This is a genomic window from Cellulomonas sp. JZ18 (assembly GCF_009720485.1).
GTDB lineage: Bacteria > Actinomycetota > Actinomycetes > Actinomycetales > Cellulomonadaceae > Cellulomonas.
In genome coordinates, this window is sequence record NZ_CP045245.1 from 1,569,352 (window position 1) to 1,589,739 (window position 20,388).

Below are 20,388 nucleotides of genomic sequence, written 5' to 3' on the forward strand. Positions count from 1 at the left end.
CCCGTCCGCGCACCCGCCCGGTGGGCGGTGGCCGCCCGCACCGCGCCTAGACTCACGCCCGTGGCGGGACGCATCCGGCGGGAGGACGTGGAGGCGGTCCGCGAGCGCGTCCGGATCGAGGACGTCGTCGGTGCGCACGTCGCGCTGCGGCCCGCCGGGGTCGGCTCGCTGAAGGGCCTGTGCCCGTTCCACGACGAGCGCACGCCGTCGTTCCACGTGCGGCCCCAGGTGGGGCGCTACCACTGCTTCGGCTGCGGCGAGGGCGGCGACGTCATCGCGTTCGTGCAGAAGGTCGACGGGCTGGGCTTCACCGACGCCGTCGAGCACCTGGCCTCGCGCGTGGGGATCCAGGTCCGGTACGAGGACGGCGGGCCGACGCGTCCGGGCGAGGAGCCGGGTCGGCGTCGGCGCCTGCTGGACGCGCACCGCGTCGCCGAGGAGTTCTACCGCGAGCAGCTGCTGACACCGGCGGCGGCGCCGGGCCGCGCGTTCCTCGCCGAGCGCGGGTTCGACCGCGCGGCGGCCGAGGAGTTCGGCGTCGGCTTCGCGCCGCAGGGGTGGGACGGGCTGCTGCGACACCTGCGCGGGCGGGGCTTCACCGAGGCCGAGCTGACGGCGTCGGGCCTGGTGAGCCAGGGGCAGCGCGGGATCTACGACCGGTTCCGCGGGCGGCTCGTGTGGCCCATCCGCGAGGTCACGGGGGAGACCGTCGGCTTCGGCGCGCGCCGCCTCCTGGACGAGGACCAGGGGCCGAAGTACCTCAACACCCCGGAGACGGCGCTCTACCGCAAGTCGCACGTCCTCTACGGCATCGACCTGGCGAAGCGCGAGATCGCGCGCGAGAAGCAGGTGGTCGTCGTCGAGGGCTACACGGACGTCATGGCCATGCACCTGTCCGGGGTGCGCACCGCCGTCGCGACGTGCGGCACCGCGTTCGGCGGCGACCACGCGCGGATCGTGCGCCGGCTGCTGGGCGACAGCGGCGGCGCGGGTGGCGTGCAGCTGGTCGGGGGCGGGTCGGTCGGCGGGGCCGTGGTGTTCACGTTCGACGGCGACGCGGCCGGGCAGAAGGCGGCGCTGCGCGCCTTCGGCGAGGACCAGTCCTTCACCGCGCAGACGTTCGTCGCGGTCGAGCCGTCCGGCATGGACCCGTGCGACCTGCGCCAGGCGAAGGGCCCCGACGCGGTGCGTGCTCTCGTGCAGGCGCGGCAGCCGCTGTTCGAGTTCGTCATCCGCTCCACGCTCGCGGCGCACGACCTGTCGACGGCCGAGGGGCGCGTGCACGCCCTGCGCGCGACCGCACCCGTGGTCGCGGGGATCCGGGACACCGCCCTGCGTCCCGAGTACGTCCGCCTGCTCGCCGGGTGGCTGGGCATGGACGACCAGGAGACCGTGCGGCGGGCCGTGCAGGACGCCGTCCGCCGTGGGGCGGCGCGCGGTGCGGCCGGCCGCGGCGGGGACGGGCGCGCGGACCGCGGCCGTCCCGACCACGGACGGCCGGGGGAGCGCCGCGACGCCGCGCCCGAGCCGGTGCGCGTCGCACGGATGCCCGTGCCGGACCGGCGCGACCCGGTCGCCCAGGTGGAGCGCACCGCCCTGGAGGTGGTGCTCCAGGCCCCCCTGCTCGTGCCCGCGGACTTCGACGCCCTCGCCGCCGACACGTTCGCGGCGCCCGCGTACCGCGCGGTGCACGAGGCCGTGCGCGCGGCCGGCGGTGTCGAGGCCGCGCGGGGGCACGTCGAGCGGGCCGGGGGCGCGTCGACCCTCTGGGTGGGCGCCGTCCTCGAGGAGGCCGCCGAGCCCGTCCGCGCGCTGGTGACCGAGCTGTCCGTGGCGCCGCTGCCGGAGGACCGCGAGGAGGCGCTGCCGGCCTACGTGCGGGGCGTCGTCACGCGGCTGGTGGACATCGGCTTCACGCGGCAGATCGCGGACGTGCGCGGACGGCTGCAGCGCATGGGTGCGGACGCCGACCCGGCTGCGTCGCGGGCCCTGCTCGCCGAGCTGCTCGAGCTCGAGGGCCGGCGGCGGGCGCTGCGCGAGAGCGCCTGAGGGCCGCCCGGCTCGCCGGCGCGTCGTCCGTCGGCGGCCCGGCTCCCGCTGGGCCCCGTCAGCGCAGCGCGACCAGCCCGGTGCCGTCGTCCTCGGCCGGCTCGTCGGTCACCGCGGTCACCGTCATCGACCGCAGCCGCAGGCTGCCGCCGTAGTACGAGAGGAACGCCGTGTCGGTGGCGTCGCGGCCCGTCGCGATGCGCAGCATCGTGGGGCGCGGTGCGAGCCGGGTCGCGTCGACGACGTGCCAGGCGCCCTCGACGTACGCCTCGGCCACGGCGTGGAAGTCCATCGGGCGCAGGCCGGGGGCGTACACCGCGGCGAGCCGTGCGGGCACGTCGCACGCCCGCAGCAGTGCGACGACCAGGTGCGCGAAGTCGCGGCACACGCCGCGCCGCTTGAGCAGGGTGTCCGTGGCGCCGTCGGTCGGCAGGCTCGAGCCCGACACGTACCGCACGTGCTGGCTCACCCACGCGACCACCGCGTCGAGCAGCGCCGCGCCCGCCAGGCCCGCGAACTGGTCGCGCGAGAACGCCAGCAGCCGGTCCGACTCGGCGTACCGGCTCGGACGGCGGTACTCGACGAGGTCGACGTCCTCGACCGGTGCCGGCTCGGCCCACCCGGTGACGTCCGCCTGGTAGTCGACGACGACGCGGCCCGCCGGCGCGAGCACGCGGTGCATGCGCCCGCCGTGCGGCAGCTTGATCTCCTCGACGTCGAGCACGGTGTCGTCGGTGCGCACGAGCAGCCGTTCGCTGCGGTCGAAGGGCCCTTCCGCCACGGCCACCGCGAGGAGCATCTCGAGCGGCTGGTGCACGTCGAGCGAGAGGTGGGCGGCCACGGAGCGCAGCACGGTCGACGCATCCTTCCCCGGCGCACGGGCCGGACGACACGAGGGGGCAGCAAGAGGGGGACGGCAGGGGTACGGCGCGGGTACGGCGGGGCGGAGCGAGGGGTCGAGCAGGCCCGGACGCGAGCCCGGCAGCGGTGCGCGGGGACGTCCGGAGGGAGGGCAGGGGAGGGCCGGGGGTCGTGCGGGGGAACCGCCGGCGGGCGGCGGTGAGGCAAGTGTGGGGCTCCGGGAGGCCGCCGTCCAGCCCGTGCTGCCGACCCGGTGTCGTCGCAGGTCAGCGGGCGTGTCCGGGGGCCCGCGGGGGCCGGCGCGCCGCGGTCGTACGCTGGGTGCGTGACGAACCTCGAGGCGGCACCGCGCGAGCAGGTCTGCACGAGCGACCCGACGGTCCACGGCGCCGCCGGCGGGCTCGCCGACGTCGAGCTCGTCGAGCCGCGCGACGTCCCGCTCGGCGGACCGCGCGCGATGACCGTGCGGCGCACGCTGCCGTCCCGCGAGCGCTCGCTCGTCGGCCCGTTCTGCTTCGCCGACCACTACGGCCCGGACGACGTCGTCGCCACCGGCGGCATGGACGTCCCGCCGCACCCGCACACCGGCCTGCAGACCGTCACGTGGCTGTTCGAGGGCCAGGTGCTGCACCGCGACGCGCTCGGCAGCGAGCAGACGATCGTGCCCGGGCAGCTCAACCTCATGACGGCCGGCCGCGGCGTCTGTCACTCCGAGGAGGGCACGCCGGCGCTGCTCGGTCCGTCGGGGCGCCTGCACGGCGTCCAGCTCTGGACCGCGCTGCCCGACGCCCACCGCGACGGACCCCGCGACTTCGAGCACGTCGCGCACGTCCCGGCCGTCGACGTCGGTGCCGCCCGCGTCCAGGTCTTCCTCGGGTCGCTCGCGGGCGCGACCTCCCCGGCGCGCGCGTACTCGCCGCTCGTCGCCGCCCAGGTCGACGCCCCCGCCGGCGCGACGGTGCACCTGCCCGTCGACCCCGCCTTCGAGCACGCCCTGATCGTCGACGCCGGCGACGTCCGCCTCGCCGGGACCCCCGTGCCGCCGGCCTGGCTCGGCTACGTCGCACCCGGGCGGGACGCGCTCGTGCTCGAGGTGGGGGACCGGCCGCTGCGCGCCGTGCTCGTCGGCGGCACGCCGTTCGACGAGCAGGTGCTCATGTGGTGGAACTTCGTCGGCCGCACGCACGACGAGGTCGTCGAGGCGCGCGCGCAGTGGCAGGCCGCGCTCGCGGGCGACCCGGCCGGGATCGACCGGTTCGGCGTCGTCACCGGGTACGACGGTGCGGCCCTGCCGGCGCCCGAGCTGCCGAACGTGCGTCTGCGGCCCCGGCAGCGCTGACACCGCCCGTCCGGAGGTGCGCTGCGCGCGTGCGTGGCGCGCCCCACCGACCCGTGTGAGGCTGGCCGGACCGCGCGTGGCCGGCACGCGCACCGGTCCGGGAGGCGGTGGGGAGATGGCACGGCGGCCGACCGGCGCGCGCGTGGCGGCGTCGAGCACGTGGACGGACCCGGACGGCGTGCGCATGCCCGGCGGTGAGGTGCACGGCTGGCTCGAGGGCACCAACCAGACGGTGTGCGGGCTCCCGCTGAGCCGCGCGTCGCTCGCGCGCTTCCCGCACGTGCGCTGGGAGGACGCCCAGCCGGAGACGGGCGCGCACGCCGACGAGGTGCGGCACGTGTGCTCCCGGTGCCGCGCCGCGCTGCGGCCGCGCGAGGGGCGGGACCGGCGGTCCGTCCCGCGTCGGCCGTGACGGCACCGACGGCCGGCGGGCCCGGGGCCGTGCGCGTGCTCGCCATGTCGGACACCCACGTGCCGCCGCGTGCCCGGGACCTGCCGGCACCCTTGTGGGAGGCCGTCGACGCGGCGGACCTCGTGGTGCACGCGGGGGACTGGGTGCACGTCGACCTGCTCGACCGGCTCGAGGCACGCTCGGCGCGGCTGCTCGCCTGCTACGGCAACAACGACGGCGCCGACCTGCGGGCCCGCCTGCCCGAGGTGGCGCGGCTCGACGTCGCCGGTCTCCGCGTGGCCGTCGTCCACGAGACGGGAGCGGCACAGGGGCGGGAACGACGTTGCGACGCCGCCTTCCCGGACGTCGACCTGCTCGTGTTCGGGCACAGCCACATCCCCTGGGACACGACGACGCCCGCGGGGCTGCGGCTGCTCAACCCGGGGTCCCCGACGGACCGGCGCCGCCAGCCCGACCACACGTGGCTCACGTTCACGCTGCGGGCGGGCGCCGTCGAGGACGTCGTGCTGCACCACCTGCCGCCGGGGGCCGCCGCAGGGCGGTGACCCGCGGGAGCCCGCGGGCGCGTCAGAACCGGAACGGGATGGGGATGCCGCCGCAGCAGCACACCCCGCGCACGTCCGCCTGGGCGAGCAGCAGGGCGGCCTGGTAGCAGGCGACGAACTGCGCGACGGTCGGCACGACCGCGCGCACGACCCCCCGCGTGGCCACCAGGTGCCGGACGGCGGCGGAGCACGAGGGCCCGCCGTGGGCCACACGGTGCGCGCAGCTCCAGCCCTTGCGGGGGGAGAGGTTCCGCTGGTAGCCGCGGATGGCGCTGTCGACGAGGGCGGCGGCGATGGTCATCGCCACAACGTAGGCGCGGTGCCGGGGACCCGCCCGGCGAACGGCGAGGGGTCGACCGCACCGGGGGCCGGGGGGTTAGGGTCACCGCCATGGCCGTCCTCGCCCCCGACCAGGTCCTCGCCCGGCACGCCGTACGGATCAGCGGCCCGACGACCGGGCACCCGCTGGTGTTCGCGCACGGGTTCGGGTGCGACCAGAGCATGTGGCGGTTCGTCGCCCCCGCCTTCGAGGAGACGCACCGCGTCGTCGTCCTCGACCACGTCGGCGCGGGGGAGTCGGACCTGGCCGCCTACGACCCGCAGCGGCACTCCCGGCTGGACGGCTACGCCGACGACATGGTCGAGCTCGTCGAGGCGCTCGGCCTCGGGCCGGTGACGTTCGTCGGGCACTCCGTCAGCGCGATGATCGGCGTGCTGGCGGCCGCAGGCCGACCTGACCTGTTCGAGCGGCTCGTGCTGGTCGGGCCGAGCCCGCGCTACGTCGACGACGACGGGTACCGCGGGGGCTTCGCGGCGGCGGAGATCGAGGAGCTCCTCGCCACCATGGACGCCAACTACCTCGGGTGGGCGCAGTTCCTCGCCCCCGTCATCGTCGGCCGTCCCGACCGGCCGGAGCTCGGGCAGGAGCTCGCGAACTCCTTCTGCCGGACCGACCCGGCGATCGCACGCCGGTTCGCCCGCACGACCTTCCTGTCCGACAACCGGGCGGACCTGCAGCGCGTGCGGACCCCCGCGCTGGTCGTGCAGTCGCGCGAGGACGTCATCGCCCCGCCGGAGGTGGGGCGCTGGGTGCACGAGCACCTGCCCGGCAGCGAGCTGGTCGTGCTCGACACGGTGGGCCACTGCCCGAACCTCAGCGCGCCGGAGGAGCTGGTCGCGGCGATGCGCCGCTACCTGGACCACTGAGGCCGTGCCCGACGTCGCCCGCTCCGTGGCCTGGTCGCGCGCACCGGTCGCGCTGCTGCGCCTCGACGCGGACGGCAGGGTGCTCGACGCGAACGCCACGTTGCTCGGGTGGGTCGGGCGGAGCGCCGACGAGGTGCTGGGCCGCGTGCGCCTGGCCGACCTGCTCAGCGTCGGCGGCCGCATCTACTGGGAGACCCACGTCGGTCCGCTCCTGCGGATGCAGCGTCGGGTCGACGAGCTCGCCCTCGAGCTCGTCGGGGCCGACGAGCGCCTGCCGGTGCTGATGTCGGCGCGTGTGCTCGACGCCGACGCGGACGGGACACCCGTCGTCGAGGTCGCGCTGAGCAGCGCGCGCGACCGGGCCCGGTACGAGGGTGAGCTGCTGGCGGCACGGCGTGCGGCGGAACGGGCCGCCGAGCAGGTGCGGGTGCTGGCGGAGACGACCGCGGGGCTGTCGTCGGCCGCGGGCGTCGACGACGTCGTGCAGGTCCTGCGGCGTACGGCGCTGCGCGGGCTGGGCGCGTCCGGCGTGGCGGTGTGGACCACGGAGGGCCACGGCCGGCTCGTGCGGCACGGCGGTGCGGGGTCGGACGGGACCGACCTGCCCGAGCCGTCCGTCGAGCAGCTGGGCGCCGACCCGGTGCACCGCACTCCCGCCGGCGACGTGCTGGTCGCGCTGCCCGGGCGCGTGGAGCTGCAGGGCGTGTGGTCGCTGCGGCCCTCGGCGGCCCCGGGTGCCGACCCCTGGGAGCCGGACGTGCTGGCGGCCGTGGGGCGGCAGGCGGGCGTCGCGCTCGAGCGGGCACGCCTGTTCGACCAGCGCACGTCGGTGGCGCACACGCTGCAGCGTGCGCTGCTCACGACGCCGCAGCTGCGTGACCCGCGCGTGGACGTCGCGACCGCCTACCGCCCGGCCGCCGACGGGCTGGAGGTCGGCGGCGACTGGTACGACGTCGTGACGCTCGACGACGAGGGCACGCTCGCGGTCGTCGTCGGCGACGTGGTCGGCCACGGGCTGGCTGCCGCGACCACGATGGCCGAGCTGCGCAGCGGGCTGCGGGCGGCGGCCGAGCCGGGCGCGGGGGCCTCCCGGGTCCTCGACCGGCTCGACGGCGTCGTCGCACGCACCGGCTCGGGGCTGGCGGCGTCGCTCGTCTACGCGGAGCTCGCCCCCGCGACGGGGGCCCTGCACTACGCCGTGGCGGGTCACCTGCCGCCGCTCCACCTGCCGGCCGAGGGGGAGCCCCGGTTCCTCTGGGACGGCAGGTCCGCCCCCTCGGGCTGACCGGCGGGCGTCCGCGTCCGGGGGCGTCCGTGCGGCTGGGGCCGGGCGACCGTCTCCTGCTGTGCACGGACGGGCTCGTCGAGCGCCGGGACCACGCCCTGCGCGACAGCCTCGCCCGGCTGCGTGACCGGGCGGCCGGCCTCCTCGCCGGGGACGCGCCGCTGGACGCGCTGGTCGACGCCGCCACGGAGGGGAACCGGGGTCCGCGCGACGACGTGTGCGCGCTCCTGCTCACGTGGAGAGGCGCCGACGGGGCGGGTTAACGTGCTGCGATGGTCCCCGAGCAGCCCGCCACGTCCACCGCACGCCAGGTCGCCGACCGCTGGGTCGAGACCCTCGCCGACCTCGACCCCGTCGTCGGGACGGCCCTCGGGACCCGGCCGGACGACCGGCGGATGCCGGACCTGTCGCCGGCGGGCGCCGACGAGAAGGCCGCCGCGTCTCGGCGCGTCCTGGCGGACCTCGACGCCGCCCAGGTGCTCGACGACGACGACCGGCGGTGCGCGACCCTCCTGCGCGAGCGCCTGACCGCACAGCTCGCGGTGCACGACGCGGGGGAGCACCTCGCCGCGCTGCGGCCCCTCGCGTCGCCGGTGCACGCCCTGCAGTCCGTCTTCCTCATGATGCCCACCGCCACCGAGCACGACTGGGACGTCGTCGCGGACCGCCTGGCGCAGGTGCCCGCCGCGGCCGAGGGGTTCCGGGCCTCCCTCGAGGACGGTCTGCGCCGTGGCGTGCGCAGCGCGCCGCGGCAGGCCGAGGCCGTGGTCGGTCAGCTCGGCGACTGGCTCGACGCGTCGGACGGGCGCGGCTGGCACGCCGGCTTCGTCGCGGGGTCCGAGGCGGCCGCGCTGCCCGACGCGCTACGCACGCGGCTGGACGCCGCGGCGGAGGCGGCTGCAGGCGGGATCGCCGCGCTGCGCACGTGGATCGCGCAGGAGTACCTGCCCGCCGTCGGCGACGTCCCGGACGCGGTGGGGCGCGAGCGCTACCTGCTCGCCGCGCGCCTGCACACGGGTGCGGACCTGGACCCGCAGGAGGCGTACGCCTGGGGCTGGGAGGAGCTGGCGCGCATCGAGGCGGACATGGCCGCCGAGGCGGACCGCCTGCTGCCGGGCGCGTCCGCGCAGGAGGCGCTCGCGTACCTGGACGAGCACGGCGAGGTCGTCGAGGGCGTGGAGGAGGTGCGCGTCTGGCTGCAGCGGATGATGGACACCGCGATCGCCGAGCTCGACGGCACGGTCGTCGACGTGGCGGATCCCGTCAGGCGCGTCGAGGCGATGATCGCCCCGCCCGGGGCCGCCGCCGCGCCGTACTACACGCGCCCGTCGCTCGACTTCTCCCGGCCGGGCCGCACCTGGCTGCCGACCCTCGGCCGCGACCGGTTCCCCACCTGGGACCTCATCAGCACCTGGTACCACGAGGGCGTCCCGGGTCACCACCTGCAGCTCGGCCAGTGGGCGTACCGCGCCGGCGACCTGTCGGTCTACCAGACGTCCGTCGGGTCGATCCCCGCCACCACCGAGGGCTGGGCGCTGTACGCCGAGCGCCTCATGGACGAGCTCGGGTACCTGGACACCCCCGGTGCCCGGCTCGGGTACCTCGACGGGCAGCGCATGCGCGCCGTGCGCGTCGTCATCGACATCGGCATGCACCTCGGGCTCGAGATCCCCGCGACGCACGCGTTCCACCCCGGCGAGCGGTGGACGGCGGAGCTGGGGGAGGAGTTCTTCGGCGCGCGCAGCGGCTCGCCCGCCGCGTTCGTCCACAGCGAGATCGAGCGCTACCTCGGCTGGCCCGGACAGGCCATCAGCTACAAGCTCGGCGAGCGGGCGTGGCTCTCCGGCCGGCAGCGCGCGCGCGAGCGCCGCGAGGCGGCCGGGGAGTCGTTCGACCTGCGGGCGTGGCACACGGCGGCCCTCGGGCTGGGCTCGCTCGGGCTCGACGACCTGGAGCGGGAGCTCGGCGCGCTCTGAGGGGTGCCGCGCCGAGCGCGGTCGCTAGCATCGGTCCGGTGGTGGACGTGGCGCAGAGCGCCCACATGATCCCGATGCTGCCGTGCGGGGACGTCGACGAGATGGCGGCGTTCTGGACCGCGCTCGGGCTCACCGTCACGTACCGGCAGCTCCGCCCGAACCCGTACGTGGCGCTGCGACGGCACGGGATCGACCTGCACTACTACGGCATGCCGGACGTCCGGCCCGAGCTGAGCCACTCCACGTGCGCGATCGTCGTGCCGGACACCGGCCCCCTGTACGCCCTGTTCGTCGAGGGCCTGCGCGCGCGCTACGGCGTCGTCCCGCTCACCGGCGTCCCGCGGATCACGCGGCCACGGGCGCGTGCGAACAACGCGGGGCTGAGCGGGTTCAGCGTCGTCGACCCCGCGGGCAACTGGATCCGCGTCAGCCGGCAGCCCGACGACGAGCACGTGCCGCAGGCCGTCGACGACCGGGTGGAGTGGGTCTCGGGCGGCGGTGGTGCGCTCGCCCGGGCGGTCGAGCACGCCGTCGTGACCGCCGACTCCCACGGCGACGAGGTGCAGGCGCAGCGGACGCTGGCCGGCGCCGTGCGCCGGCACCCGGACGCGCCGGCCCCGGAGCGGGCGGCGGCCTGGGCCTACCTCGCCGAGCTGCGCGTGCGCCTGGGGGACCTCGCCGGCGCCCGGGAGGCAGCGCGGGTCGTCACGGACCTCGCGCAGGTGCCGGACCTCCCGGCGGGTGAGCGCGAGGCCGTCGCGGCGTCCGCGGACGAGGTCGCACAGCTCCCGCTCACCCCGCCCTGACCGCCCGCCGCCCGCCGGCGTCCCAGCGACGCGAGCGGGCAGCGGGACCCGGTCCGGGTGCTACCGGACCGTGGCGTGCAGCACGAGCGCCTGCGCCGGCCACAGGGTCGGGATCTGCAGGCCGGCGGACGCCAGCAGGGCGCCGGGCAGCGTCACCTCTCCGGCGCTGACCCAGCCCGGGGTGATCCACCCGTGGCGGGGGAGGCCCAGCTCGGTACGGACCCGCACCCGGTAGCGACGGTCGGGGTCGAGCCCGTGGAGCCGGACCCGCTCGGGGAGCGCCTCCTCCAGCGTGGCGACGGTCGCCACCGTCCACACGCCCTCGGACCGGTCGGGAAGCACCGCGCCGACGACGCGCAGGGCGGGGTCGACGACGTCGGCGTGCACGGCCGTGCCCGTGTGCAGGACGTGGCGCACCTCCTTGTACAGCGCCGCGAACGCGCGCACGACCTGGAGCTCCTCGTCGGTGCAGGACAGCAGGTCCCACTCGAACCCGGCGGAGCCCATGAGGCTGGTCGCCGCCCGGAAGGACAGGTCCAGCGTGCGGCCGGAGCTGTGCGACTCGGTCGGGCCGACGTGCCCGCCGACGAGCTCGGGCGGCAGCAGCAGCTGGGTCCACCGCTGGATGTCCTGACGCTCCACGGCGTCGTTGGAGTCCGACGCCCAGACGCGGTCGGTGACCGCGAGGATGCCGAGGTCGGTGCGGGCGCCGCCGCTGGAGCAGGACTCGATCTCCAGGCCCGGGTGCTCGCGCTTGAGCTGGGCGATGAGCCGGTAGGCGGCCCGGGTCTGGTCGTGCGTGCCGGGGCGGCCGCGGTGCGTGGCGTCGACGAGGTCGCGGTTGTGGTCCCACTTGATGAAGTCGATCCCGAGCTCGCGCACGAGCGTGCCGATGCACTCCCGGACGTACTCGTACGCGGCGGGCTCGGCGAGGTCGAGGACGTGCTGCTGGCGCCAGGAGACCCCTGCGGGCTCCTCGACGCGGTCGGGTGCGTGCAGGAGCCACTCGGGGTGTGCGCGCGCCAGGTCGGAGTCCAGGTTGACCATCTCCGGCTCGAACCACAGGCCGAACTGCATGCCCAGCTCGTGCACCCGCCGGGCCAGCGGTTCGAGCCCGTCCGGCCAGACCGTCCGGTCGACGAACCAGTCGCCCAGGCCCCGCCGGTCGTCGCGGCGGCCGCGGAACCAGCCGTCGTCGAGGACGAACCGCTCGACGCCCACGTCGGCGGCGCGCTCCGCGAGGCGCAGCAGGGTCTGCGGGTCGTGGTCGAAGTACACCGCCTCCCACGTGTTGAGCACGAGCGGACGGGGACCCGCCGGGTGCTGCGGGCGGGCGCGGAGCATCGTGTGGAACCGCGCGGAGAGCCCGTCCAGCCCGGCGTCGCTCCACGCGAAGTACGTGGTGGGGGTCGCGTAGGACTCTCCCGGTGCGAGGCGCACCTCCCCGGCGCGCAGGAGCTCGCCCGCACCCAGGAGCGTCACCTCGTCCGTCATCCGGTCGACCCGGTGCGTGACGTCGGCGCTCCAGCCGAGGTGCACCGCCCAGACCTCGCCCGCCCGGTCCCGCAGGACGCCCGTGGACGCGATCGTCACGTGCGGCGAGTCGTGCCCGGACCGGCCGCGGCGGGTCTGCCGGGTCGTCGCGCCGCGCGGCATCGGCACGGTCAGCGGCGCCTTCTCACGCGTCCAGCGTCCGGAGAACGTCGTCAGGTGGTCGGCGGTGCGCGGGACGGGCAGCGTCGCCTCCACCTGGACGACCTCGACCTCCGCGTCGCCCGTGGCCGTGACGGTGTGGTCGACGGTCACCACGCCGCCGGCGGTCAGCGCGAGGGTGCTCTCCAGCCGCAGGCCCGCCGTCGGGTCCTGCGCCGAGACGCGCACGGCGTGCTCCGCCTCGTCGACCCCGGTCACGGTCCACCGGGGGAGCACCGGGGTGGTGCCGCGCCGCAGCAGCAGACCGGGACGACCCGCCCAGCCGTCGGACTCGACGGGCAGCAGGCTGAGCTGCCAGGCGGCGTCCAGCGTGCCGGGTGGGGTCTGCCGCGACGCGGCCAGGGCCAGCGCCCCCAGGTCCTCGGCGCCGACGGGTCCCGGGTCGCGACCCCAGTGCAGGACGGTCGGCAGACCGGTCGGCAGGTGCTGGACGACCAGCGCGACGCCGTCGCGTCGCAGCAGGGTGAAGCGGTCGGGTGTGTGCTGCACGGGGCCTCTTCTGCGTCGGAGCGGACAGGGCCGTCCCGCCGGGTGGGGCGGGGTCGGCGACGGCGTCGGCGCGAGCACCCGCGGGGCGTCCTCGCCGACCGGTCCTGGCCACCCTAGGCGCCTGCGGCGGCGGTACGACCCGTCGACCCCGCGCGCCGTCGCGGCGCGCCCCCGGCGTCGTCGCGGCGCCGCACCACCCGGGTCCTGGGAGGTCGGCACGGGCGCGCACGGGACCGGCGCGCGAGGAGCAGGTCCGGCGCACGAGGCGCCCCCGGGGCCCCGTCCTCGACGCCGACCGCCGGACGCGCCGCGCGCCGTGGCGCTAGGTTGCCCGGATGACCCGCAGCCGGAGTACCGCCATCGTCGCCCTGACGGCCCTCCTCGCGCTCGCGGGCTGCGCCGGGCGGGCCGGGGCGGGGGAGGCGGCGACGCGCGACGAGATCGCCCGCTGGTCCGAGCCGGCCGGGATCGCGCCCGAGCTCGTGCACGTCACCACGGTGGACGGCTTCGACCTCGCCACGCAGTCGGTGGGGGTGTCGGGGGGTGACGGCATGGCGGCGGCCTGGGTGGGGACCGGGACGGGCGGCGTCGGCACGGTGCTGCTGCGGGCGGACCGGTACCCGGACGCGTCCGCCGTCCCGTGCGCCGACCTGCCCGACTCCTCCGAGCCGGTCCTGCGCTGCTCCCTCACCCGGGGCGACGTGCACGTCGTGCTCGAGGGCGAGGGCGTGGAGGCGGCGGTGCTGCGCGCCGCGGCGGACGCGGTCCGGGTGCCGGGGGCGGACGAGCTGGCGCACCTGTTCTCCGAGGTGCAGGTCGCCGGGCCGCCGGTGGAGCGCGGCGACCTGCCGCCGCACGGCGACGGGGCCCCGGGTGACGCACCGGGGGCCGGCGGATGACCCCCCGCCGCTCCGCGCAGGACGCACCGGGGCAGGCGGGGACGCTCGGCGTGCTGGTCGCCCTCGCGCAGGACGGGACGGCGCCGTTGCTGCTCGGCGTGGACGAGGACACCGCGGTGGTCCACCGGGACGGCGCGTGGGAGGCGTGCGGTCGCCGCGCCGTGCGGACGGTCGAGGCGGCGGACGGGTCCGCGGTGGCGCCGGCACCGTTCGTCCGACCCGGCGCGCTGACGAGGGCGGACCGGCGCGTCGGGGCGTGCCGCACGGGTCGGCGGCGTCCGCGTCCGTAGGCTCGTGCGCATGGCGAACGCGACGCGTCGGCTGCGCGCCACCCGCCGGCGTCGGCGCCGGCTGGCCCAGGTGGAGCACGACCTCGAGGCCGGCCAGTGGGACGCGCTGCGGGCGGCCTGGGGCGGGTGCGCGTACTGCGGCGCGCGGGACGTCCCGCTGCAGCGCGACTGCGTGCTGCCGATCTCCCGCGGGGGCCGCTACACCCTCGACAACGTCGTGCCCGCGTGCGGTGCGTGCAACGCCAGCAAGTGCAACGCCGAGGTCACGGGCTGGATGCGGCGCAAGCGGCTCGACGAGCGTGCCTTCCTGCTGCGCCACGCGCAGATCCGCACGGGGCTGCGGGCCGTGGTCCCCGAGGCCGGCCCCGGGCGGTAGCCGCCGGCGCCCTGTTCGGGGCGGCCGGCGGCCCGGGGGTCACGGGGCGTCAGGGGTCGCGGGGAGGTCCTGCAGCCAGTCGCGCCACGCCGGCTCCTCGCGCCGGACCCAGTCCGCCGCCTCCGGGGAGAAGAGGTACGCCTGCACGCTCGCCGCCGCGGTCCCGTCGTCCTCGCCGTACGTGAAGACGCTGAGCAGCCCCGGCACGGGGGACGTCAGCCGGACCAGCGCCTGCCGGTCGCCCAGCCGCTCGACCGTGCCCGTGAGGCCCCGCGCGTCGACGCTCGCCCCCTCGGCGTGCAGGCCGAGCGCGTCGCGCAGGACCGACCAGACCGCGCCCGCGTCGCCGCGGTGGGTCGCGGTCACCTCCATCCGCGTGGCCTCCTGGCCGGTGAAGTGCGTCAGGTAGAGGCGCAGGTTGTCGAAGAACGGCAGCCACCCCGGGGCGACGCCGTCCCACCACTCCTGCTCCCAGTCCGCGCCGGTCCCGAAGCCGCTGCTGGTGACGTGCACGACGCACGTGCCGCCGGAGCGCGCCTCGACCAGGAACTCGGAGGTCAGCGGGCTGAGGGTGCCCGGCTCGACGCCCATGAGCGCGGCCCAGTCCTCCTCGAACGCGAACCGGTGCGGCGGGTCCCAGCGGGTGACGCGGCCCCGCGAGCCCATGTCGTGGCCGATGGTGAAGTGCAGGGCGCCGCCCTCGCGCTCCTCGATCTGCGTCGGCAGGTACCAGGCGTTCAGGCCGCGCGCGGTGGCGAGGGCCTGCCAGACCTGCTCGGGCGTGCCGGGGACCTCGACGCTGAACTCCAGGCGGTACGGGACGTCCGTGGTCGTGCTCATGAGTCCTCCTCGGGGATCGGGTGGGCGGCGACGACGAGCCGGTGCGGGCGCCCGTCGTCGTGGTGGTAGCGCGCCGCCAGGTCGAGCACGGCGGCCGTGAGGTCCTCGGCGAAGGCGGCACGGTCCGCGGCCGAGCGGAAGCCGATCTGCGTGTCGACCGTCAGCGTCGGGACGCGTCCGCCCGTCCCGGCCCGACGCACCAGGGCGCCGACCTCGCGCACGACGCGGGCGGCGACCGCGACGAGGTAGCGCGCGGACACGCGGTCGGGCGTCGCGTCGGGGTCGGCCGCGCCCGCGCTGACGGCCGCCGGCGACACGACGTACGACGCCGCGGACGCACGCAGCACGCGCTCCGTGATGCCGCCGTGCCGGCGTTCCTCGGCCAGCTCCACCAGGCCGTGCGCCTCGAGCGCGCGCAGGTGGTAGTTGACCTTCTGGCGCGGGAGCCCGACGCGGGCCGCGAGCCCGGCGGCGGACGCGGGGACGGCGAGCTCGCGCAGCAGCCGCGCCCGGACGGGGTCGAGCGCGACGGCTGCCGCGACGGCGTCCTCGATGACCTCGACGTCCTGCATGCCGCCAGGCTTCCCCCTGAAAACAAATCTTGTCAAGGGTGCGGCGTCGTCCTACCGTCGGTGCATGGGACGGCTCGTCTACTCGATGTTCACCTCGCTCGACGGGTACGCCGCGGACGCCTCCGGCAGCAGCGACTGGGGCGGGGCTCTGGACCCTGGGCTGCACGACTTCGTGTCCGAGCGGACGCGCTCGGTCGGCACGTACCTGTACGGCCGGCGCATGTACGAGGTCATGTCCTTCTGGGAGACGGCCCACGAGGACCCCGACGCGCCGGACTTCGTGCGCACCTACGCCGACGTGTGGCAGCGCGCGACCAAGGTCGTCTACTCGACGACGCTCGGGGCCCCGACGACGGCCCGGACGACCGTCGAGCGGACCTTCGACCCCGTGGCGGTCCGTGCGTGGGTCGACTCGCTCGACCACGACGTCACGATCGACGGCCCGACGCTCGCCGCGCACGCGCTGCGCGCCGGCATCGTCGACGAGGTGCAGCCGTACCTCGCCCCCGTGTCGGTCGGGGGAGGGCTGCGGTTCTGGCCGGACGGGCTGCGGCTGGACATGGAGCTGGTCGAGCAGCGCGCGTTCCGCAACGCCACGCTGTGGCTGCGGTACCGGGTACGCCGCGGCTGAGGGCGCCCGAGGGGGCTGCACGTGGGGCGGCGCGGCTCGGCTGGCCGCCCGTGGGCCACCGGCCAGCCGGTCTCCGCGCGCGACGCCGCGGTGCCGGAGGTGCACGAGCACGTGCCCCCGCCCGTGCTCGCACAGCGCGTCGGACAGCCCCCGTGCCCGCGTCGACCACGGCCGCCGGCTCGGCCACGGCGCCGGCGTGCCCGGGCGAAGACGTCGTCGTGCGTCACGTCGTCCTCGACCGCGCCGACCGTGGACGTCGGCACGGCGCGCAGCTCGACCGCGACCGGCGCGAGCGCCGGCGCGCCGGAGGCAGCAAGAAGGCCTCCTCCCAGCGTCTCCGCCGGTCAGAGGCCTTCGTTCGCGCTCCCTCGACTGGACTCGAACCAGTAACCGTCCGATTAACAGTCGGATGCTCTGCCAATTGAGCTACGAGGGATCGTGCGGGAAGAGACTCTAGCAGCCGCCGGGGCCCGCGTTGACCACGTACTCGCGACCGTGGCGCGTGACGTGCGTCGCTCCCGCCGCGCAGCGCGTCACGGCGCCAGGCCGACCTCCGCGCGCACCCGCGCCTCGGCCTCCGCGACGGCCCGGGCGTCGTCGGGGCCGGAGAGGTCGACCCGCCCGTCGCCGATCGTCTGGGTGAACAGCTCGCCGTCCTCGTCGCGCCGCAGGGCGACGCGCACGCGCCCGCCGGACGGCAGCGTCACGTGCTCGACGTGCACCACCGACTGCTGCACCCGCTCGCGGAACGTCTGCGCGAGCTCGCGCGCCGCCGTGTCGTCGTCCGCCAGGACGAGGTCGGTCGTCGCGCCGCTCACCCAGTGCACGGTGAGGCGTCGCGCCTCGGCGTCGAGCGTCCCCCGGTCCACGGCCGACCACGCCGTCCGTGCCACCGGCGCGTCGTCGTCCGCGCCGACGAGGTGCAGGGCGCGTCGGCTCACGACCGCCCACCTGCCCTCGACGAGGGGTGCCGCCGCGAGCACGGCGTCGCCGGAGGAGAGGTCGAGCCGTCTGCGGACGGGATCGGGCAGGCGACGGCGACGGGAGAACAGGGCCACGCGCCCACCGTACCCAGCGCGGCGCGGGGTGGACCGGGACGTCCGGACCCCCGACGGAGGTGGGCCAGGTGGGGCTTGAACCCACGACCGACGGATTATGAGTCCGCTGCTCTGACCGGCTGAGCTACTGGCCCGGTGCGTGCAGCCTAGCGACGGCGGGCGCGGCGCCGGGCGTGCGGCGAGACTCGCACCATGACGCGCACGGACACGGGCAGGCGTCCGCCGCTGCCCTGGGCGGTGCTCGCGGCCGTGCTCGTCGGGTGGTTGGTGGTGTCGGGCCTGGTGGGGCTCTACATGGGCGTCGTGCGCGCCACGCCCGGCCTGCCGGACGTGCGCACCGTCCGTGCGGACCTCGTCGCCCCGCACCTGGCCGGGCTGGTCGCGGCCCTGGTCGCGACCGCCCTGTGGGGGCGCTGGCGCGAGGTCTGGCGCGAGCCGCGTGACGTGCACCCGCTGTGGTGGGTGGTCCCGGTGCTCGTCCTGGCGGGCGCCGTGGCGACGGCCGACCGGGGAGCCCTGGCCGGGGCACCACCCGGGCTGACGACGGCCCTCGTCGTCGCCTGCGTGCTCGCGGCGCTCGACACCGAGGTCGTGCTGCGCGGTGTCGCGCTCGTCGCGCTGCGGGCGCGCTGGCCGGAGCCCGCCGCGGCGCTCGGCACGGTCCTGCTCTCCGGTGCGGTCGAGGTGCTGACGGGCCCGGGCACGCCGGCGACCCGCGCCGTCGTCGGTGCCGCGACCGGCGTCCTGCTCTACGTCGCACGCCGCGTGGGCGGCGGCCTCGTCGTGCCGGTCGTCCTGCACACGGCGGTCGACGTCGCGGTCTGGTCGCGGGCGGTGGGCGAGCAGGCCGGGCAGGTGCCGGGCACGTCGGTCCAGGTCCTGGGGCTGGCGGCGGCCGCGCTGGTGGTCGTGGCCGTCTCGCGCGCGGGCGGGATGGCCCGGCCGCCGAGCGGGCTGCGCCGACGGCGTCCGCGGCGCGGCTGAGCGCGTCCCGTCGGCCTGGCGGCGGCCGCACTGGTCGGGCGGGTGCCGGCGGCCGGCGCGGACCGTGCCGTCCCCGCCGTCGCACCGCTCCGGTCGCCGCCGCACGCGCCCGCTGCCACGATGCCCACGGGCACCGGCGGAGCCGCCGGAGGTCGGGGGAGCCCGCGTCGAGGAGGTGTCATGACCACGGTCGCCGCGAGGTCGTCGGGGAACGTCTGGGAGGTCGGTGCGCGCGCCGGCTACGCCGCGAGCGGCCTGCTGCACGTGCTCGTCGGCGTGCTCGCGGTGCAGCTGGCCGTCGGCGGGGGCGGTGGGTCGGCGGACCAGTCGGGGGCCTTCGCCCAGGTCGCGCAGACGCCGTTCGGGGCGGTGGCCCTCTGGTTCGCGGTGGTGGCGCTCGCCGCCCTCGGCGCGTGGCAGGCCGCGGCGGCCCTGAGCGGGGCGGTCGGCGGTGCCGGCGACCGGGCCAAGGCCGCCGGCAAGGCGGTCGTGTACCTCGCCCTCGCCGCGACGGCCCTGACGTTCGCGCGCGGGGGCGGCTCGGCCGGTTCCGGCGGGCGGACGTCGGACGCCACGGCCGCGTTGATGCAGGCGCCCGCGGGGCGCCTGCTCGTCGGTGCGGTCGGGGTCGGCGTGGTGGCCGTCGCGGCGTACCACGTGCACAAGGGGGTCCGGCAGCGCTTCCTCGAGGACCTGCACCGGCTGCCGGCGGGGCGGACCGGGCGGTGGGCGCGCCGCGCGGGTGTCGCCGGCTACGTCGGGAAGGGCGCCGCGCTCGCGGTGGTCGGCGTGCTCTTCGTCGTCGCGGCCGTGCAGGCGGACCCGGGGGAGGCGACCGGGCTCGACGGCGCGCTGCACGCGCTGCGCGACGCGCCCGCCGGTCCGGTCCTGCTGCTCCTCGTGGCCCTCGGACTCGTCGCCTATGGCGCGTACAGCCTGGTCAGGGCCCGGTTCGGTCGCCTCTGACATTTCACCCGCACCGGGCGTATGTCCGACCCCCGGTGGTTCTTGCACGGATGTCCAGTTTCCGGCATGCTCTTCCCCGTCAGCGACAAACGGCAAACCCGCCGCAAGGCGGGGACGCAAAGCCACGGGGCCCACGCGGCCAGCCGAGCTACCGAACGACGAAGGAGCCAGACATGGCCGTCCAGACGCACACCACCGACGCCCCCCTCTCGCAGGGCACGCTGCTCACGCCGGGCGAGGTCGCGGTCCTCTTCCGCGTCGACCCCAAGACCGTGACCCGCTGGGCGCAGGCCGGCAAGCTCTCGGCCGTCCGCACGCTCGGTGGCCACCGCCGCTTCCACGAGGCCGAGGTCCGTCAGCTCCTGACGGGCGTCCCGCAGCAGCGCGCGAGCGAGTGAGCCCGGCCGCCGGGGGGCGGCACGCACGACACCGACGACGCCGGTGGTGACCTGGTCACCACCGGCGTCGTCGCGTCCGTGCACGTCCCGGTCGCCCCGCGGCAGTGGGCGGTGCACGGGCTCCGGCACCCACCCCGACGTGAAAGGATCGGACCATGGCCCTGCGTGAGATCCGGACCGTCGGCGACCCCGTCCTGCGCACCCCGTGCGAGCCCATCACCAGCATCGACGACCGCGTCCGCGCGCTGGTCGACGACCTGCTCGAGACGGTCGACCAGGAGGGCCGCGCCGGCCTCGCTGCGAACCAGATCGGCGTCTCCCTGCGGGCCTTCTCGTGGAACATCGACGACGAGATCGGCTACGTGCTGAACCCGCGGATCGTCGAGCTGTCCGAGGACGAGTACCAGGACGGCGACGAGGGGTGCCTCTCCGTGCCCGGCCTGTGGTTCCCGACCCACCGCGCCTGGTACGCGCGCGTGGAGGGCACCGACCTGGACGGCAAGCCGGTCGTGGTCGAGGGCACCGAGCTCATGGCCCGCTGCCTGCAGCACGAGGTCGACCACCTCGACGGCATGCTGTACCTGGACCGCCTCGAGCGCTCGGTGCGCAAGAAGGCGATGCGGGCCATCCGCGAGCAGCTCTGATCGCCCGTCCGGGCGGGTCCCGACGGCGTGTCGTCGGTTCCGCCTGGAC

Annotated in this window: 21 protein-coding genes, 2 tRNA genes, 1 pseudogene and 1 riboswitch; of the genes and pseudogenes, 16 read left to right on the plus strand and 8 right to left on the minus strand. The window is 76.7% G+C overall.

What is annotated here, in order from left to right; genetic code table 11:
* The first annotated feature begins 60 nt into the window (after nt 1-60).
* A complete protein-coding gene (gene dnaG, locus GC089_RS07120) occupies nt 61-2,049 on the plus strand; it encodes a DNA primase (protein ID WP_155377032.1) in 1,989 nt (662 codons plus the stop codon).
* Nucleotides 2,050-2,107: 58 nt separating this feature from the next.
* On the opposite strand, the gene GC089_RS07125 is transcribed toward dnaG, so the two are convergent.
* A complete protein-coding gene (locus GC089_RS07125) occupies nt 2,108-2,902 on the minus strand; it encodes a transglutaminase family protein (protein WP_196250853.1) in 795 nt (264 codons plus the stop codon).
* Nucleotides 2,903-3,235: 333 nt separating this feature from the next.
* Here GC089_RS07125 and GC089_RS07130 point away from each other — a divergent pair, with 333 nt between their 5' ends.
* The 3 genes from GC089_RS07130 to GC089_RS07140 all read left to right on the plus strand — a co-directional run bounded on the left by GC089_RS07130 (nt 3,236) and on the right by GC089_RS07140 (nt 5,206).
* Nucleotides 3,236-4,249, plus strand: coding sequence for a pirin family protein (locus tag GC089_RS07130; protein ID WP_155377033.1), 1,014 nt, complete (start codon nt 3,236-3,238; stop codon nt 4,247-4,249).
* 115 nt (nt 4,250-4,364) lie between these two features.
* Complete coding sequence (locus GC089_RS07135; RefSeq protein ID WP_155377034.1) at nt 4,365-4,661, plus strand: hypothetical protein; 297 nt, start codon at nt 4,365-4,367, stop codon at nt 4,659-4,661.
* Nucleotides 4,662-4,705: 44 nt separating this feature from the next.
* Nucleotides 4,706-5,206: a metallophosphoesterase gene (locus tag GC089_RS07140; protein ID WP_230685211.1), complete on the plus strand. Its 501-nt coding sequence runs from the start codon at nt 4,706-4,708 to the stop codon at nt 5,204-5,206.
* A gap of 22 nt (nt 5,207-5,228) precedes the next feature.
* On the opposite strand, the gene yidD is transcribed toward GC089_RS07140, so the two are convergent.
* Entirely contained in the window at nt 5,229-5,507 is a 279-nt protein-coding gene (gene yidD, locus GC089_RS07145; RefSeq protein ID WP_155377035.1) for a membrane protein insertion efficiency factor YidD, read from the minus strand.
* Nucleotides 5,508-5,596: 89 nt separating this feature from the next.
* On the opposite strand from yidD, the gene GC089_RS07150 reads away from it, so the two are divergent.
* The 4 genes and pseudogenes from GC089_RS07150 (at nt 5,597) to GC089_RS07170 (ending at nt 10,479) form a co-directional block, all read left to right on the plus strand.
* Nucleotides 5,597-6,412, plus strand: a complete 816-nt coding sequence (locus GC089_RS07150) for an alpha/beta fold hydrolase (protein ID WP_155377036.1) — start codon at nt 5,597-5,599, stop codon at nt 6,410-6,412.
* Nucleotides 6,413-6,695: 283 nt separating this feature from the next.
* Nucleotides 6,696-7,960 (plus strand): annotated as a pseudogene (locus GC089_RS07155) (PP2C family protein-serine/threonine phosphatase).
* A gap of 9 nt (nt 7,961-7,969) precedes the next feature.
* Nucleotides 7,970-9,673: a DUF885 domain-containing protein gene (locus GC089_RS07165; protein WP_155377039.1), complete on the plus strand. Its 1,704-nt coding sequence runs from the start codon at nt 7,970-7,972 to the stop codon at nt 9,671-9,673.
* A 38-nt stretch (nt 9,674-9,711) separates the two neighbouring features.
* Nucleotides 9,712-10,479 (plus strand): hypothetical protein, encoded by a 768-nt coding sequence (locus tag GC089_RS07170; RefSeq protein WP_230685132.1) that lies wholly within the window; start codon nt 9,712-9,714, stop codon nt 10,477-10,479.
* Between the two features lie 60 nt (nt 10,480-10,539).
* Here the strand turns inward: GC089_RS07170 and GC089_RS07175 are convergent, their stop codons facing one another.
* On the minus strand, nt 10,540-12,681 hold the full coding sequence (locus GC089_RS07175) for an alpha-galactosidase (protein WP_155377040.1): 2,142 nt from the start codon (nt 12,679-12,681) through the stop codon (nt 10,540-10,542).
* Between the two features lie 335 nt (nt 12,682-13,016).
* On the opposite strand from GC089_RS07175, the gene GC089_RS07180 reads away from it, so the two are divergent.
* The 3 genes from GC089_RS07180 to GC089_RS07190 are packed head-to-tail and all read left to right on the plus strand — an operon-like array spanning nt 13,017 to nt 14,246.
* On the plus strand, nt 13,017-13,580 hold the full coding sequence (locus GC089_RS07180) for a hypothetical protein (RefSeq protein WP_155377041.1): 564 nt from the start codon (nt 13,017-13,019) through the stop codon (nt 13,578-13,580).
* Nucleotides 13,577-13,870 (plus strand): hypothetical protein, encoded by a 294-nt coding sequence (locus GC089_RS07185; protein WP_155377042.1) that lies wholly within the window; start codon nt 13,577-13,579, stop codon nt 13,868-13,870. The genes GC089_RS07180 and GC089_RS07185 overlap by 4 nt, the downstream gene beginning before the upstream one ends.
* 10 nt (nt 13,871-13,880) lie before the next feature.
* Nucleotides 13,881-14,246, plus strand: coding sequence for an HNH endonuclease (locus GC089_RS07190; protein ID WP_155377043.1), 366 nt, complete (start codon nt 13,881-13,883; stop codon nt 14,244-14,246).
* A 39-nt stretch (nt 14,247-14,285) separates the two neighbouring features.
* On the opposite strand, the gene GC089_RS07195 is transcribed toward GC089_RS07190, so the two are convergent.
* The gene (locus GC089_RS07195) at nt 14,286-15,086 is read right to left on the minus strand and encodes an SRPBCC domain-containing protein (protein WP_155377044.1); all 801 of its coding nucleotides are present in this window, start codon (nt 15,084-15,086) and stop codon (nt 14,286-14,288) included.
* The gene (locus GC089_RS07200) at nt 15,083-15,658 is read right to left on the minus strand and encodes a helix-turn-helix domain-containing protein (RefSeq protein WP_155377045.1); all 576 of its coding nucleotides are present in this window, start codon (nt 15,656-15,658) and stop codon (nt 15,083-15,085) included. Before GC089_RS07200 ends, GC089_RS07195 begins: the two co-directional genes overlap by 4 nt.
* Nucleotides 15,659-15,722: 64 nt before the next feature.
* On the opposite strand from GC089_RS07200, the gene GC089_RS07205 reads away from it, so the two are divergent.
* Nucleotides 15,723-16,289 carry a dihydrofolate reductase family protein gene (locus tag GC089_RS07205; protein ID WP_155377046.1) on the plus strand — a complete coding sequence of 189 codons (567 nt, stop codon included), beginning with the start codon at nt 15,723-15,725 and terminating at the stop codon, nt 16,287-16,289.
* 363 nt (nt 16,290-16,652) lie between these two features.
* Here the strand turns inward: GC089_RS07205 and GC089_RS07210 are convergent.
* The 3 genes from GC089_RS07210 to GC089_RS07220 all read right to left on the minus strand — a co-directional run bounded on the left by GC089_RS07210 (nt 16,653) and on the right by GC089_RS07220 (nt 17,481).
* A tRNA-Asn gene (locus GC089_RS07210) sits at nt 16,653-16,725 on the minus strand.
* A 97-nt stretch (nt 16,726-16,822) separates the two neighbouring features.
* Nucleotides 16,823-17,347 (minus strand): hypothetical protein, encoded by a 525-nt coding sequence (locus GC089_RS07215; RefSeq protein ID WP_155377047.1) that lies wholly within the window; start codon nt 17,345-17,347, stop codon nt 16,823-16,825.
* 60 nt (nt 17,348-17,407) lie between these two features.
* Nucleotides 17,408-17,481 (minus strand) — tRNA-Ile (locus GC089_RS07220).
* Between the two features lie 58 nt (nt 17,482-17,539).
* On the opposite strand from GC089_RS07220, the gene GC089_RS07225 reads away from it, so the two are divergent.
* From GC089_RS07225 to def, 4 genes are all read left to right on the plus strand, one after another.
* Complete coding sequence (locus tag GC089_RS07225; RefSeq protein ID WP_155377048.1) at nt 17,540-18,331, plus strand: type II CAAX prenyl endopeptidase Rce1 family protein; 792 nt, start codon at nt 17,540-17,542, stop codon at nt 18,329-18,331.
* A 180-nt stretch (nt 18,332-18,511) separates the two neighbouring features.
* Complete coding sequence (locus tag GC089_RS07230; RefSeq protein WP_155377050.1) at nt 18,512-19,297, plus strand: DUF1206 domain-containing protein; 786 nt, start codon at nt 18,512-18,514, stop codon at nt 19,295-19,297.
* An 81-nt stretch (nt 19,298-19,378) separates the two neighbouring features.
* Nucleotides 19,379-19,453, plus strand: a riboswitch (cyclic di-GMP riboswitch).
* A 17-nt stretch (nt 19,454-19,470) separates the two neighbouring features.
* On the plus strand, nt 19,471-19,695 hold the full coding sequence (locus tag GC089_RS07235; protein WP_155377051.1) for a BldC family transcriptional regulator: 225 nt from the start codon (nt 19,471-19,473) through the stop codon (nt 19,693-19,695).
* A 155-nt stretch (nt 19,696-19,850) separates the two neighbouring features.
* Nucleotides 19,851-20,339: a peptide deformylase gene (def, locus tag GC089_RS07240; protein ID WP_155377053.1), complete on the plus strand. Its 489-nt coding sequence runs from the start codon at nt 19,851-19,853 to the stop codon at nt 20,337-20,339.
* Nucleotides 20,340-20,388 lie beyond the last annotated feature (49 nt).

Bases quoted from the DNA above. Each gene is read 5' to 3' on its own strand.
- GC089_RS07235 (WP_155377051.1), top strand. From the start codon at position 19,471: ATGGCCGTCCAGACGCACACCACCGACGCCCCCCTCTCGCAGGGCACG.
- GC089_RS07200 (WP_155377045.1), bottom strand. From the start codon at position 15,658: ATGCAGGACGTCGAGGTCATCGAGGACGCCGTCGCGGCAGCCGTCGCG.
- GC089_RS07165 (WP_155377039.1), top strand. From the start codon at position 7,970: ATGGTCCCCGAGCAGCCCGCCACGTCCACCGCACGCCAGGTCGCCGAC.
- yidD (WP_155377035.1), bottom strand. From the start codon at position 5,507: ATGACCATCGCCGCCGCCCTCGTCGACAGCGCCATCCGCGGCTACCAG.
- GC089_RS07225 (WP_155377048.1), top strand. From the start codon at position 17,540: ATGACGCGCACGGACACGGGCAGGCGTCCGCCGCTGCCCTGGGCGGTG.
- def (WP_155377053.1), top strand. From the start codon at position 19,851: ATGGCCCTGCGTGAGATCCGGACCGTCGGCGACCCCGTCCTGCGCACC.
- GC089_RS07180 (WP_155377041.1), top strand. From the start codon at position 13,017: ATGACCCGCAGCCGGAGTACCGCCATCGTCGCCCTGACGGCCCTCCTC.
- GC089_RS07230 (WP_155377050.1), top strand. From the start codon at position 18,512: ATGACCACGGTCGCCGCGAGGTCGTCGGGGAACGTCTGGGAGGTCGGT.
- GC089_RS07150 (WP_155377036.1), top strand. From the start codon at position 5,597: ATGGCCGTCCTCGCCCCCGACCAGGTCCTCGCCCGGCACGCCGTACGG.
- GC089_RS07190 (WP_155377043.1), top strand. From the start codon at position 13,881: ATGGCGAACGCGACGCGTCGGCTGCGCGCCACCCGCCGGCGTCGGCGC.
- GC089_RS07195 (WP_155377044.1), bottom strand. From the start codon at position 15,086: ATGAGCACGACCACGGACGTCCCGTACCGCCTGGAGTTCAGCGTCGAG.
- GC089_RS07185 (WP_155377042.1), top strand. From the start codon at position 13,577: ATGACCCCCCGCCGCTCCGCGCAGGACGCACCGGGGCAGGCGGGGACG.
- GC089_RS07135 (WP_155377034.1), top strand. From the start codon at position 4,365: ATGGCACGGCGGCCGACCGGCGCGCGCGTGGCGGCGTCGAGCACGTGG.
- GC089_RS07140 (WP_230685211.1), top strand. From the start codon at position 4,706: ATGTCGGACACCCACGTGCCGCCGCGTGCCCGGGACCTGCCGGCACCC.
- GC089_RS07205 (WP_155377046.1), top strand. From the start codon at position 15,723: ATGGGACGGCTCGTCTACTCGATGTTCACCTCGCTCGACGGGTACGCC.